Source organism: Roseateles sp. FW301-B2 (assembly GCF_058788955.1).
Genome location: NZ_JBYTBE010000044.1, coordinates 1 through 13,045 on the forward strand (window position 1 = coordinate 1; position 13,045 = coordinate 13,045).

The window sequence follows — 13,045 nt, forward strand, 5'->3', positions numbered from 1 at the left end:
CGCGGCGGCCTGCGCGGGCGGCGCTGGCCCGCGACCGCCCGGAGCCGTGTGGGCGTAAGCATTGCCGGGGCCGCTGGCACCGAAACCCGAGCTCGGCCCCTCACCCGCCGCACCGCGGGTGCGGCGTATGAAGGGCCGCAGGTCGACCTCGGGCATGACCCGCTGGGCCACCAGCCAGCGATTCGTCTCGTGATAGGCCTCGCTGAGCAGCAGGCCCAGCTCCTCATGCAGGCAGGGCTGCAGCAGCTGCCATTCCGAAGGGCCGAGGCCGGCGCGCAGCCAGGCCTCCAGCACCACGCGCGAAATCACTTGTGCGCGCAGCAGATCATGCGGCGGCAGGTCCTCGCTGTGCTCCAGCGCCTGCATGCGGGTGCGCAGGTCGGTGTACTCCCAGGACGCCTTGTCCATCATCGCCAGCACCAGGCGCGAGCCGGTGATCTCGCGTTCGATGGTGAGGTCGTCCACCAGGCTGAGCGCCTGTGCGCCGGTGTTCGTGGGGATGCTGCCGATGCCGCCCGCCCCGCCCTTGGGCTCGGCCACGCCATAGACCGCGGCGTGGCGCAGGCCGCTGACGAAACCGCTCTGCCAGGCCGGCCCCTGGCGCTGCCAGGCATTCACCGCATCGCGGCGCACCACCTGCAGGGCGTACTCCGCGGGCTGCATCAACAGTTGGTGGGCCGCCTCGCCGAGCGCCTTGGCGACATGCGCCGCGCCGCGCACGAGGGCGTCCAGATAGACGCGCCGCGCTTGCGTAGCCAGGGCTTTGGAACGGGCGTCGGCGGTCGGGGTCATTGAGTCAGAAAAGTGGCGGGAGTTCTCTGCGGATCACTCTACACCAGCGCCCCGGCGTTCGGGTCGTCCGGATCTTCCTTGTTGAGCGGCACCTTCACCAGATCCTCGCGCTTGACGCCCAGCCACATCGCGATGGCGGCGGCCACGAACACCGACGAATAGATGCCGAACAGGATGCCGATGGTCAGCGCCACCGCGAAATAGTGCAGGGTCTGGCCGCCGAAGATCAGCATCGACAACACCATCAGCTGCGTGCAGCCGTGGGTGATGATGGTGCGGCTCATGGTCGAGGTGATGGCGTGATCGATCACCTCATGGGTGGTGAGCTTGCGGTATTTGCGGAAGGCCTCGCGCACCCGGTCGAAGATCACCACCGACTCGTTCACCGAATAGCCCAGCACCGCCAGCACCGCCGCCAGCACCGGCAGCGAGAACTCCCATTGGAAGAAAGCAAAGAAGCCCAGGATGATGACCACGTCGTGCAGGTTGGCGATGATGCCGGCCAGCGCGAACTTCCACTCGAAGCGGAAGGCCAGGTAGATCATGATGCCCACCACGGTCACGGCCAGGGCCTTGGCCGCATCGGCGGCCAGCTCGGCGCCCACCGAGGGGCCCACCACCTCGCTGCGCGAGAGCTTCACCGGCTCGGCGCCATCGGCCTTGGCGCAGATCTGCTTGCTGACGGTCTCGCCCTGTTCGGTAACACCCTGGCGTTGCGAGATGCTGCCGCCCTCGACCTTGCAGAGTTCGCCAAAGACGCGGTCCACCAGCACATCCTGCTTGATGTCGCCGCGCAGCGGCAGGCGGATCAGCACGTCGCGCGAGGTGCCGAAGTTCTGCACCTGCACCTCGCCAAAACCCAGCGACTCGATGTGCTCGCGGGTCTTGAGGATCTCGGCCGGATGCGAGTATTCGACCTCGACCACCGCGCCGCCGGTGAACTCGATGGAGAAGTGCAGGCCGCGCGTGATCAGGAAGAACACGGCAGCGGCAAAGGTCAGGAAGGAGATCGCGTTGAAGACCAACGCGTGCTTCATGAACGGGATGTCCCGCTTGATACGGAAGAGTTCCATGATTCGCTTTCTTAGGCCTGCGGGGCGTCCGTGGTGCCGGGCTCAGCGGCAGGCTTCCACACCTGCCCGATCGACACCGACTTGAGCTTCTTCTTGCCGCCGTACCAGAGGTTGACCAGGGCGCGCGAGAACATCACCGAGGAGAACATGGAGGTCAGGATGCCCAGGCAATGCACCACCGCAAAGCCCTTCACCGGGCCCGAACCGAAGGCCAGCAGGGCGATGCCGGCGATCAACGTGGTGACGTTGGAGTCCAGGATGGTCGCGAAGGCGCGCTCATAGCCGGCATTGATGGCCACCTGGGGCGAGGCACCGCCGCGCAACTCCTCGCGCACGCGCTCGTTGATCAGCACGTTCGAGTCGATCGCCATGCCCAGCACCAGCGCAATGGCGGCAATGCCAGGCAGCGAGAGCGTGGCCTGCAGCATCGACAGCACCGCCACCAGCAGCAGCAGGTTGAAACCCAGCGCCAGCGTCGAGAACACGCCGAACAGCATGTAGTAGAGGCACATGAACAGCGCCACCGCGGCAAAGCCCCAGATCACGCTGTGGATGCCCTTGTCGATGTTTTCCTTGCCCAGGCTGGGGCCGATGGTGCGCTCTTCGATGATGGTCATGGGCGCGGCCAGCGAGCCGGCGCGCAGCAGCAGGGCCGTGTCGGCCGCTTCCTGCGTGGTCATCGCGCCCGAGATCTGGAAGCGGTTGCCCAGCTCGCCGCGGATCGACGGCGCCGTCAGCACCTCGCCCTTGCCCTTCTCGAACAGGATGATGGCCATGCGCTTGCCGATGTTCTCGCGCGAGACGTCCTTGATGATGCGCGCGCCCTTGGCATCCACCGTCAGGTGCACGGCGGGCTGCTGGTGCTCGTCGAAGCCGGGCTGGGCATCGCTCAGGTTGTCGCCGGTCAGCACCACCTGGCGCTTCACGATCAGCGGCGCGCCGCCGCGCTCGGTGAAGCGCTCGGTGCCGAAGGGCACGGGGGCGCTGCCCACCGCGGCCGCCTGGGCCTCGGTGCTGTCATCCACCATGCGCAGTTCCAGCGTCGCGGTGCGGCCGATGATGTCCTTGGCCTTGGCGGTGTCCTGCACGCCGGGCAGCTGCACCACCACGCGGTCCAGGCCCTGCTGCTGGATCACCGGCTCGGACACGGCCAGCTCGTTCACGCGGTTGTGCAGGGTGGTGATGTTCTGGCGCAGCGCAGCCTCCTGCACCGCCACCATCGCCTTGGGCTTGAGCGCGCCCGAAAGCTGCAGCTCGCTGCCCGCGCCCAGCGGGGTCCACTCCACGTCGGCCAGCTGCTCGCGCAGCAGCACGGCCGCCTTGTCGCGCAGCTCGGCCTCGCGGAAGTTGACGATCACGCTGTTGCCGTCGCGGCTGATGCCGGCATGGCGGATGCCCTTGTCGCGCAAGAGCGTGCGCAGATCACCGGTGAGGGCCTCGGCCTTCTTGGTGAGTGCGGCCTTCATGTCCACCTGCATCAGGAAGTGCACGCCGCCGCGCAGGTCCAGGCCCAGGTACATCGGGAAGGCATGCAGGCTCGCCAGCCACTTGGGCGAGCGCGACACCAGGTTCAGCGCCACGATATAGGTGGGCTCGGCCGGGTCGGCGTTGAGCGCCTTGCTGATCGCGTCCTTGGCCTTGATCTGCACATCGGGGTCGGTGAAGCGGGCGCGCACCGAGTTGCCCTCCAGCTGCACGAAGTCCGGCTGGATGCCGGCATCCTTGAGCGCCTGCTCGATGCGGCTGCTCAGCGCGGCGTCCACCTTGACGGTGACCTTGGCGCTGGAGACCTGCACGGCCGGAGCCTCGCCGAACAGATTCGGCAGGGTGTAGACCAATCCGATCAGCAGCGCGACCAGCAGCAGCGCGTACTTCCACAACGGATAACGATTCATGAGGGCATCCTCGGGAGGCCGATGGGCGCACCAGGCTGGTACGCCTCTGAATAAAGCCCGGCACCATGTCTGGCATGGGCCGGGCTGGGAGAATTCAATTCAACAAGAGGCCCGCAAGCGGCGGGCCGGCCGGTCTTATTTGACCGTGCCCTTGGGCAGCACCTGCACCACGGCCGAGCGCTGCACCTGCAGTTCCACGCCGTTGGCCACTTCCAGGCTGACGATGGTCTCGCCCAGCTTGCTGACCTTGCCCAGCAGACCGCCGGAGGTGACGATCTCGTCGCCCTTGGCCAGCGCGTCGATCATGGCCTTGTGCTCCTTCTGACGCTTCATCTGCGGACGAATCATCACGAAGTACAGCACCACGAACATCAGCACCAGGGGCAGCATGCCACCCAGCTGGCTCATCAGGTCGCCACCGGCCGCGGCAGCCGGGGCCGCTTGCGCATATGCATTCGAAATAAACACGTCGATATCCCTTTGGACTAGGTCCGCCCGGACTGATACGGGCGGAAGAACCGCGGATTGTAAGTGAGGCGGCGATTGCCGCACCCGCGATCCAAGCTGGGGTTGACAAGCTTTCTTTCAAGAAATATTCTCCAAATATATTAACTCTCTTTCAAAGGCTGCCTCATGAGCGCTGTCAACCTGCCCCGCTGGACCGGTGTGTTCCCCGCCGTCACCACCAAGTTCACCGCCAACGAAGATCTCGACATCGCCGAGATGGAGCGCCACTTCGAGTTCCAGATCGCCAACGGCGTGGACGGTCTGGTGACCGGCGGTTCGCTGGGCGAGGCGAGCACCCTGACGCTGGAAGAAAAGCTGGAAGTGGCCGCCACCGCCCTGCGCGTGGCCCGCTGCCGGGTGCCGGTGCTGGCCAATGTGTCCGAGACCAGCACGCGCCAGGCACTCAAGTATGTGGAAGGCTGTGCCAAGCTGGGCGTGCAGGGCCTGATGCTGATGCCGGCCGTGCTCTACCCGGCCGATACCCGCGAGGCCATGGCCAATGTGCGCACCGTGGCCAATGCCGCCGCCCTGCCCACCATGGTCTACAACAACCCGGTGTCCTACCGCGTCGATCTGAGGCCCGAGGACTTCGCCGAGCTGGCCGACTGCCCCTGGCTGGTGGCGATCAAGGAGTCCACCGACAACATCCGCCGCATCACCGACCTGCGCAATGTGGTGGGCAAGCGCTACCAGCTCTTCATCGGCGTGGACGACCTCAGCTTCGAAGGCCTGGTGCTGGGCTGCGACGGCCTGCTGGCCGGCCTGTGCGATGCCTTCCCGGCCGAGACCGTGGCCATGTACAAGCTGATCCGTGCCAAGCGCTACGACGAGGCGCTCAAGCTCTACCAATGGTTCATGCCGCTGCTGCACCTGGATGTCTCCGCCAAGCTGGTGCAGAACATCAAGCTGGCCGAGGCCATGGCCGGCGTGGGCAACGAGCATGTGCGCCGCCCGCGTCTGCCCCTGGTGGGCGCCGAGCGCGAGCGCGTGCAGGCCATCATCCAGCGCGGCCTGGACACCCGCCCGGACCTGCACGCCCTGTTCTGAGCGCCAGCTTGCGCGTTTGCCCGCAGCGGGGCCGGGCCCCGCTGCTGCGATGATCGCGGCATGAACGCCAAAGCCGTCCCCAAGAAAGCCCCCGCCGCCAAGGCCCCCAGCAAAGCCGCCAGCAAGGTCGCCACCAGGCCGGCCGTGAAATCCGACGACATGGCCCCCGAAGCCGACAAGCGCCGCTATGCCGACCAGGCCTACGACGCCATCGAATCGATGATCGCCACCCTGGTGCTGAAGCCGGGCGCGCCCATCGTCGAGGCAGACCTGATCGAGCGCACCGGCCTGGGCCGCACGCCCACGCGCGAGGCCTTGATGCGCCTGGTGGCGAACGGCCTGATCGTGCAGCTGCCGCGGCGCGGCCTGCTGGTGAGCGACATCCTGCTGGCCGAGCATCTCGACCTGCTGGAAGCGCGCCGTGCGCTGGAGCGCCTGATCGCCACCAGCTCGGCGCGCCGTGCCACGCCGCCGCAGCGCGAGGCCCTGGTGCAATGCGCGCAGGACATGCTGGACGCCGCCAAGCGCGGCGATCTGGCTGCCTATATGCAGGCCGACCAGGCGCTGGACCGCGTCAACCACGCGGCCTGCCGCAACCCCTTCGCGGTGGCCGCGGTGATCCCGATGGTGATCCAGTGCCGGCGCTTCTGGTACGCCTATCAGCACCAGGGCGACATCGGCGAAGGTGCGCGCTGCCACCTGCTGCTGGCGCGCGCCATCGCGGCCGGCAAGGGCGAGGAGGCCGCGGCCGCCAGCGACGCCCTGCTGGACTATCTGCGCCAGTTCGCGCAGCAAGTGATTGAATGAGTGATTGAGTAGCAAGAGACCATGAGCCCTGCCCTGCCCACCCGCATCATCGATTCCCATACCGGCGGCGAGCCCACCCGCACCGTCGTCTCCGGCGGGCCCGAGCTGGGCCGGGGCAGCATGGCCGAGCGGCTGCAGCGCTTCAAGACCGATCACGACGCCTGGCGCAGTGCCCTCGTCAACGAGCCGCGCGCCTCGGATGTGATGGTGGGGGCGCTGCTGTGCGAGCCGGAGCTGCCCGACAGCGCGGCCGGCGTGATCTTCTTCAACAACGTCGGCTACCTCGGCATGTGCGGCCATGGCAGCATCGGCCTGATCGCCACGCTGGCCTACCTGGGCCGCATCAAGCCCGGCGTGCACAAGATCGAGACCCCGGTGGGCCGCATCAGTGCCGAGTTGCACGCCGACGGCCGCGTCAGCATCGCCAATGTGCCGGCCTACCGCCTGGCCAAGCGCGTGCCGGTCGAGCTGGGCGGACGTGTCTTCCATGGCGACGTGGCCTGGGGTGGCAACTGGTTCTTCCTGTGCGAGGACCATGGCCTCGAGCTGACCCTGGCACATGCCGAGCGTCTCACCGAATTTTCCTGGGCCATGCGCCAGGCCCTCACGGCCCAGGGCATCAGCGGCGCCGATGGCGCCGAGATCGACCACATCGAGCTGATCGGCCCCGCCCTGCAGGCCGGCCACCAGGGCCGCAGCTTCGTGCTGTGCCCCGGCAAGGCCTACGACCGCTCGCCCTGCGGCACCGGCACCAGCGCCAAGGTGGCCTGCCTGGCGGCCGACGGCAAGCTGGCACCGGGCGCGCTGTGGCAGCAGGAAAGCGTGATCGGCAGCGTGTTCGAGGCCTCTTATCAAGTTTCCAAGCAGGCCGGCGCTGAGGGTCAGGTCTTGCCGACGATCACCGGCCGTGCCCATGTGAACCTGGACGCGACCCTGGTGTTCCAGCCCGGCGACCCGTTCGCCTGGGGCATCACGCAGCGGTGAGATCGGCAGACGTCCTCATCGTCGGCGGCGGCATCGTCGGCGCCGCCTGCGCACGCGAATACGCGCGCCAGGGCTTGAGCGTGGCGGTGGTCGAGCGCGCCGCGCTGGGCGGCGGCGCCACTGCCGCATCCATGGGCCATCTGCTGGTGGTCGACGCCGAGGATGGCGGCGACGCCAGCGAGTTCCAACTCTCGCAGCGCTCGCTGCGGCTGTGGCAGGACTGGCTGGATGAATCGCCGGCCCATGCCGAGCTGGCCGAGCATGAGCGCTGCGGCACGCTGTGGATCGCCGCCGACGCCGAGGAGCTCGCCCTGGCCGAGCGCAAGTGCGCCTGGCTCACGGCGCGGGGCCTGCCCGCTGAACTGCTCGACGCCGCCGCGCTGGCGCGCCTGGAGCCCCTGCTGCGACCGGGCCTGGCCGGCGCCCTGCGCGTCGCGGGCGATGCGCGCGTCTACCCGCCCAAGGTAGCGGCCGCCTGGCTGCAGCAGGCCAAGGTGCAGCTGATACGCGGCGAGGTCACGGCCATCGACGGCGCGAGCCTGCGCCTGGCCGACGGCCGCACGCTGTGGGGCGCCATGGTGGTGCTGTGCGCGGGCCTGGCCAGCCAGCGCTTTCTGCCGCCCGGCTGCCTGCTGCCCAAGAAGGGCCAGTTGGCCATCACCCAGCGCGCGCCCGCGGCGGTAAGCCATCAGCTGGTGGAGCTGGGCTATATCAAGAAGGCGCATCTGGCGCACGAGGACACGGTGTCCTTCAATGTGCAGCCGCGCCCCGGCGGCCAGCTGCTGATCGGCTCCTCGCGCCAGGTCGGCCGCAGCGATGCGCCGCTGGACCTGGCGATGCTGCGCCGCATGCTGCAATGCGCCGCCGGCTATCTGCCCGGCCTGCCCGAGCTGAGCCTGTTGCGCTGCTGGAGCGGCATCCGGCCGGCCAGCGCCGATGGTCAGCCGCTCATCGGCGCGCACCCCGAGCTGGCACGCGTGTGGCTGGCCACCGGGCACGAGGGGCTGGGCATCACCACCTCGCTGGCCAGCGCCGAGTTGCTGGCCGATCTGAGCCTGGGCCGCACGCCAGCGCTGAGCCCGGCCCCCTATGCCCCGGCGAGGTTCGTCGCATGAAGATCATCATCAACGGTATCGAGGCCGAGGTGCCCGCGGGTGTGACGGTGGCCGCCGCGCTGGCGCATGCCGGCCATGGGGCCACGCGCCGCTCGCTCAGCGGCCAGCCGCGCCAGGCTTTTTGCGGCATGGGCGTCTGCCAGGAATGCCGCGTGCGCATCGATGGCCAGCCCGAGCGCCTCGCCTGCATGAGCCTGGCGGTCGAGGGCATGCAGGTGGAGACCCTGGCATGACCAAGCATCTGCAGGCCGATGCCATCGTGGTGGGCGCCGGGCCGGCCGGCATCGCGGCCGTGAGCCGCCTGCTGCCGGCCGGGCGCAGCGTGATCTGGGTCGACAACCAGCTGCGCCCGGGCGGCCAGATCTGGCGCGGTGCCGCACTGCCCCAGGTCGATGCGCTGCGCCAGCACCCCCGGCTCAGCATGCTGCCCGGCCATGCGGTGGTGGCGGCCGAGAGCCCGCACGAGCTGCTGCTGCACGACGCGGCCGGCCAGCAAACGCTGCGCGTGCGCGCACCGCAGCTGCTGCTGGCGCTGGGCGCGCGCGAGCGCATGCTGCCCTTCCCCGGCTGGACCCTGCCCGGCGTGCATGGCGCTGGCGGCCTGCAAGCCCTGGTGAAGGGCGGCTGGCCGATCGCCGGCCGGCGCGTGCTGCTGGCCGGTTCGGGCCCGCTGCTGCTGGCCAGCGCCGCCAGCCTGCGCGCCGCCGGCGCCCGGCTGCTGGGCATCTACGAGCAGGCGCCGCGCGGCGCGCTGGCCCGCTTTGCCGCCGGTCTGCCGCTGGGCAAGATGGCGCAGGCCCTGGGCCTGGGCTGGCGCTTGCGCGGCCTGCCCTACGCCCCGGGCTGCTGGCCGCTGCGCGCGCTGGGCGAGGACAAGCTCGAGGCCGTGCTGCTGACGGATGGCCAGCGCGAATGGGCCGAGCCCTGCGACGCGCTGGGTGTGGGCTTCGGCCTCCTGCCCAATACCGAGCTGGCCGAGCTGCTGGGCTGCGCCCTGCAGGATGGCGCCATCGCCGTGGGCGCAAAGCTGCAGACCTCGCTGCCGGGGGTGTTCGCCGCCGGCGAATGCACCGGCATCGGCGGCGTGGACAAGGCCAGCCTGGAGGGCGCCATGGCGGCCGCGGCGATGCTGGGCCAGGGGCTCAAGCCCTATGCGCGTCGGCATGCCGGCCAGCTCGCCTTTGCGCGACGGCTCGCCAGCGGCTTCGCGCTGCGCCCCGAGCTGCTGCAGCTGGCCGATGCCAAGACCCTGATCTGCCGCTGCGAGGATGTCAGCCTGGGCGCTCTCAAGGCCTGGCCGCAATGGCGCGACGCCAAGCTGCAGACGCGCTGCGGCATGGGCGCCTGCCAGGGCCGCATCTGCGGGCCCATCACGCAGACCCTGCTGGGCTGGCCCGAGGCCAGTGGCGGGCGGGGCACGCGCGCGCCGCTGCAACCCGTGCCGCTGCGCTGCCTGATGGATGACTGACCGGGACGACTGAAGCCACGGTGCCATCTGTCATGGCCCACCGCGCCGGGCGGGCCATGGCTCCTTCGGGCGATGTGAGCGGGCACCGCATTGCCGAGACTGCATGCACCGACGCCAAGGTGGCGTCAGCCTCAAGGAGTCCCCATGCACAAGCCCGCCCGTTTCGACATGTACGCCACGATCCACCGTGCGCTGCGCCACTTCATGACCGACACGCTGACGCAGATCGGCCGACTGGATGCGGGCGACAGCGAGGCCAGCCGCGCCGCGCTGGATCAGCTCGACACCCTGCTCTACCTCTGCCGCCAGCACCTGGAGCACGAGAACCGCTTCGTGCACCCCGCCATCGAGGCGCGCAGCCCGGGCGGCTCGCAGCGCATTGCCGGCGAGCATGAGGACCATCTGGAAGCCATCGCCGCGCTGGAGGCCGAGGCCCTGGCGGTGCGTCAGGCCCCCAGCCCAACGGCCGATCTGCGCCTGTACCGCCACCTGGCCCTGTTCGTGGCCGACAACTTCGAGCACATGCAGATCGAGGAGACGCGCCACAACGAGCTGCTGTGGCAGGGCTATGACGACGCCGAGCTGGTGCAGATCCACGAGCAGATCCTGGCCTCGCTGGACCCGGCCGAACGCGGCCTCGTGCTGCGCTGGATGACGCCGGCCTTGCCGCGCAGCGAGCGCGCGGCCCTCTATGCCGAGCTGCGCAAGCAGATGCCGGGCGAGGTGTTCAGCGCGGTGCTGGAAGGCGCCAAGCCCTGGCTGGGCGCGCAGGACTGGGCCGCGCTGGTGGCCGATCTGGACCAGCGCGAAGCGCTGCTCGCCTGATCAGCCCTGCTCAACCCTGCTTCTTGGCCGCGCCCAGATAGGTCTCGATGACGCGCGGGTCGTTGGCCAGCTCGCTGGCCGGCCCCTCGAGGCCGATCTCGCCGGTCTCCAGCACATAGGCGTAATCGGCCACCTCGAGCGCGGCGCGGGCGTTCTGCTCGATCAGCAGGATGCTCACGCCAGTGTCGCGCAGGCGCGCGACGATGCGGAAGATTTCCTTCACGATCAGCGGCGCCAGGCCCAGACTGGGTTCGTCCAGCATCAGCACCTTGGGCCTGGCCATCAGGGCGCGGCCCACCGCCAGCATCTGGCGCTCGCCGCCGGACAGCGTGCCCGAGAGCTGCTCGCGACGCTCCTTCAGACGCGGGAACAGGGCGTAGACCTTCTCCAGCTCCTCGCGCCAGTCGCGCTGGCCCAGGCGCATCGGACGGTAGCCGCCGAGCACCAGGTTGTCCTCCACGCTCATGGTGGTGAAGAGCTCGCGCTTCTCGGGCACCAGGGCCAGGCCGCGCATGACGCGCTCTTCCAGGCTCAGGGCGCTGATGTCCTGGCCATCCAGCAAGACCTGACCCCGGGCGGGCAGCACGCCCATCAGCGCGTTCAGCGTGGTGCTCTTGCCGGCGCCGTTGGGGCCGATCACCGTCACCACGCTGCCCTCGGGCAGCAGCAGGTTCAGGCCCGTCAAGACCTCGGCGCGGCCGTAGCCGGCATGCAGGTCGCGTACTGTCAGCAGTTCGTTTGCCATGGTGTTGTCAGTGCTCGGTTCCCAGGTAGGCGGCGCGCACCTCGGGGCTGGCCTGCACCTCCTCGGGGGTGCCCTCGATCAGCTTGGTGCCGAACTCCATCACCACGATGCGGTCGGTCAGTCCCATCACGAATTCCATGTCGTGCTCCACCAGCAGAATGCTCAGGCCCTCGGCCTTGAGCTGGCGCAGCACCTCGGCCAGGGCCTGCTTCTCCTTGTGGCGCAGGCCGGCCGCGGGTTCGTCCAGCAGCAGCAGGGCGGGGTCGGTGCAGAGCGCGCGCGCGATCTCCATCAGGCGCTGCGGGCCCAGGGCCAGATTGCCGGCCAGCTCGTGCATCTGGCCTTGCATGCCGATGCGCTGGAGCTGCTTCTCGGCCTCGGCGAACAGGCAGCGCTCCTCGGCGCGGTCGAGCCGCAGCATGGCGCGCAGGGTGCCGCTGCTGCTGCGCAGATAGCCGCCCAGCGCGACGTTCTCCAGCACCGTCATGTCGGCAATCATCTTCACATGCTGGAAGGTGCGCGACATGCCGCGCTCGGCAATGCGGCGCGAGTTCAAACCGCCCACCGGAAGACCGCGGAAGTTGACCTTGCCGCTGGTCAGGCTCAGCACGCCGGAGACCAGGTTGAAGGTGGTGGACTTGCCGGCACCGTTGGGGCCGATCAGGCCGATGATCTCGCCGGCGCGGATCTTGAAGCTGACGTCGTTGACCGCAACCAGGCCGCCGAACTGTTTGCGCACCTTGTCCACCTCGAGCAGCAGCTCGCCGGGCTCGGGCTTGTCGCGCGCCGGCAGGGGCGCGGCGCCATCCCAGTCGCGCTCGCGGCGGCGCGCCGGCAGCCAGCGCGCCGTCAGGCCTTGGAAAAAGGGCCACAAGCCCTTGGGCGCGTACTTGAGCATCAGCACCAGCAGCACGCCCAGCACGATGACCTCGAAGTTGCCATTGCTGCCCAACAGGCGCGGCAGCAATTCCTTCAGCTGGTCTTCCAGGATCTTCAGCACCCCGGAGCCGACGAAGGCGCCCCAGACCGTGCCGACACCGCCCACCACCGCCATGAAGAGGTACTCGATGCCCATCTTCAGCGCGAAGGGGCTGGGATTCACGGTGCGCTGGAAATGCGCGAACAGCCAGCCCGAGACCGAGGCCAGCATGGCGGCGATGACGAAGATCACGACCTTGTAGCGGAAGGTGGAAACGCCCATGGCCTCGGCCATCACGGTGCCGCCGTTGAGCGCGCGGATGGCGCGGCCGGGTCGCGAGTCGAGCAGGTTCTTCACGCCCCAGGCGCCCGCCAGCGCAAAGATCCACACCAGGTAGTAGAGCGCGCGGCCATCCTGCAGGCTGAGGCCGAACAGGTTCAGGGCCGGCAGACCCAGGATGCCGTCGTACTTGCCGAGGAACTCGGTGTTGGCGATCAGGTAGTTGAGGCTCAGCGCCCAGGCGATGGTGGCCAGCGGCAGGTAATGGCCCGACATGCGCAGCGTCAGCCAGGCCAGCAGCAGCGCGATCAGCACCGTGCAGGCCAGGCCGGCGAACAGGGCCAGCCAGGGCGAGATGCCATAACGCGTGGACAGCAGGGCCGTGGTGTAGGCCCCCACGCCCACGAAGGCGGCCTGCCCGAAGGAGGTGAGCCCACCCACGCCGGTGAGCAGCACCAGGCCCAGGGCCACGAGGGCGAACATGCCGATGTAGTTGAGCTGGGTGATCCAAAACTCGGGCACCGGCAGCACCGGCAGCATGAACAGCACCAGCAGGCCCAGTGCGGGAAGAAGTTTGCGCGATTGCATG

General features: G+C 69.0%; 13 protein-coding genes. 7 read left to right on the plus strand and 6 right to left on the minus strand.

Going from position 1 to position 13,045, the window contains the following annotated elements:
• The 4 genes from AC3WQY_RS21925 to yajC all read right to left on the minus strand — a co-directional run.
• Positions 1-792 (minus strand): DUF1631 family protein (locus tag AC3WQY_RS21925; RefSeq protein WP_492710690.1); only part of this gene is annotated, 792 nt, incomplete at its 3' end.
• A 38-nt stretch (positions 793-830) separates the two neighbouring features.
• Positions 831-1,865: a protein translocase subunit SecF gene (gene secF / locus AC3WQY_RS21930; protein ID WP_285235145.1), complete on the minus strand. Its 1,035-nt coding sequence runs from the start codon at positions 1,863-1,865 to the stop codon at positions 831-833.
• Between the two features lie 11 nt (positions 1,866-1,876).
• Positions 1,877-3,760, minus strand: a complete 1,884-nt coding sequence (gene secD, locus AC3WQY_RS21935; protein WP_285235144.1) for a protein translocase subunit SecD — start codon at positions 3,758-3,760, stop codon at positions 1,877-1,879.
• A gap of 135 nt (positions 3,761-3,895) precedes the next feature.
• Positions 3,896-4,228, minus strand: coding sequence for a preprotein translocase subunit YajC (gene yajC, locus AC3WQY_RS21940; protein ID WP_285235143.1), 333 nt, complete (start codon positions 4,226-4,228; stop codon positions 3,896-3,898).
• Positions 4,229-4,393: 165 nt separating this feature from the next.
• Between yajC and AC3WQY_RS21945 the strand changes: the two genes are divergently transcribed.
• From AC3WQY_RS21945 to AC3WQY_RS21975, 7 genes are all read left to right on the plus strand, one after another.
• Positions 4,394-5,314, plus strand: a complete 921-nt coding sequence (locus AC3WQY_RS21945; protein WP_492710692.1) for a dihydrodipicolinate synthase family protein — start codon at positions 4,394-4,396, stop codon at positions 5,312-5,314.
• Positions 5,315-5,473: 159 nt separating this feature from the next.
• Complete coding sequence (locus AC3WQY_RS21950) at positions 5,474-6,121, plus strand: GntR family transcriptional regulator (RefSeq protein ID WP_285235568.1); 648 nt, start codon at positions 5,474-5,476, stop codon at positions 6,119-6,121.
• A 21-nt stretch (positions 6,122-6,142) separates the two neighbouring features.
• On the plus strand, positions 6,143-7,105 hold the full coding sequence (locus AC3WQY_RS21955; RefSeq protein WP_492710693.1) for a proline racemase family protein: 963 nt from the start codon (positions 6,143-6,145) through the stop codon (positions 7,103-7,105).
• Entirely contained in the window at positions 7,102-8,220 is a 1,119-nt protein-coding gene (locus AC3WQY_RS21960) for an NAD(P)/FAD-dependent oxidoreductase (protein WP_492710694.1), read from the plus strand. The genes AC3WQY_RS21955 and AC3WQY_RS21960 overlap by 4 nt, the downstream gene beginning before the upstream one ends.
• Positions 8,217-8,453 carry a 2Fe-2S iron-sulfur cluster-binding protein gene (locus AC3WQY_RS21965; RefSeq protein WP_492710695.1) on the plus strand — a complete coding sequence of 79 codons (237 nt, stop codon included), beginning with the start codon at positions 8,217-8,219 and terminating at the stop codon, positions 8,451-8,453. Before AC3WQY_RS21960 ends, AC3WQY_RS21965 begins: the two co-directional genes overlap by 4 nt.
• Positions 8,450-9,688 carry an FAD-dependent oxidoreductase gene (locus tag AC3WQY_RS21970; RefSeq protein WP_492710696.1) on the plus strand — a complete coding sequence of 413 codons (1,239 nt, stop codon included), beginning with the start codon at positions 8,450-8,452 and terminating at the stop codon, positions 9,686-9,688. The genes AC3WQY_RS21965 and AC3WQY_RS21970 overlap by 4 nt, the downstream gene beginning before the upstream one ends.
• A gap of 144 nt (positions 9,689-9,832) precedes the next feature.
• Complete coding sequence (locus AC3WQY_RS21975) at positions 9,833-10,513, plus strand: hemerythrin domain-containing protein (protein WP_285235137.1); 681 nt, start codon at positions 9,833-9,835, stop codon at positions 10,511-10,513.
• A gap of 10 nt (positions 10,514-10,523) precedes the next feature.
• Here AC3WQY_RS21975 and AC3WQY_RS21980 read toward each other — a convergent pair whose 3' ends face one another.
• Together AC3WQY_RS21980 and AC3WQY_RS21985 are read right to left on the minus strand one after the other, a co-directional pair.
• Positions 10,524-11,258: an ABC transporter ATP-binding protein gene (locus AC3WQY_RS21980; protein ID WP_285235136.1), complete on the minus strand. Its 735-nt coding sequence runs from the start codon at positions 11,256-11,258 to the stop codon at positions 10,524-10,526.
• Between the two features lie 7 nt (positions 11,259-11,265).
• Positions 11,266-13,044 carry a branched-chain amino acid ABC transporter ATP-binding protein/permease gene (locus tag AC3WQY_RS21985; RefSeq protein ID WP_492710699.1) on the minus strand — a complete coding sequence of 593 codons (1,779 nt, stop codon included), beginning with the start codon at positions 13,042-13,044 and terminating at the stop codon, positions 11,266-11,268.
• Position 13,045 lies beyond the last annotated feature (1 nt).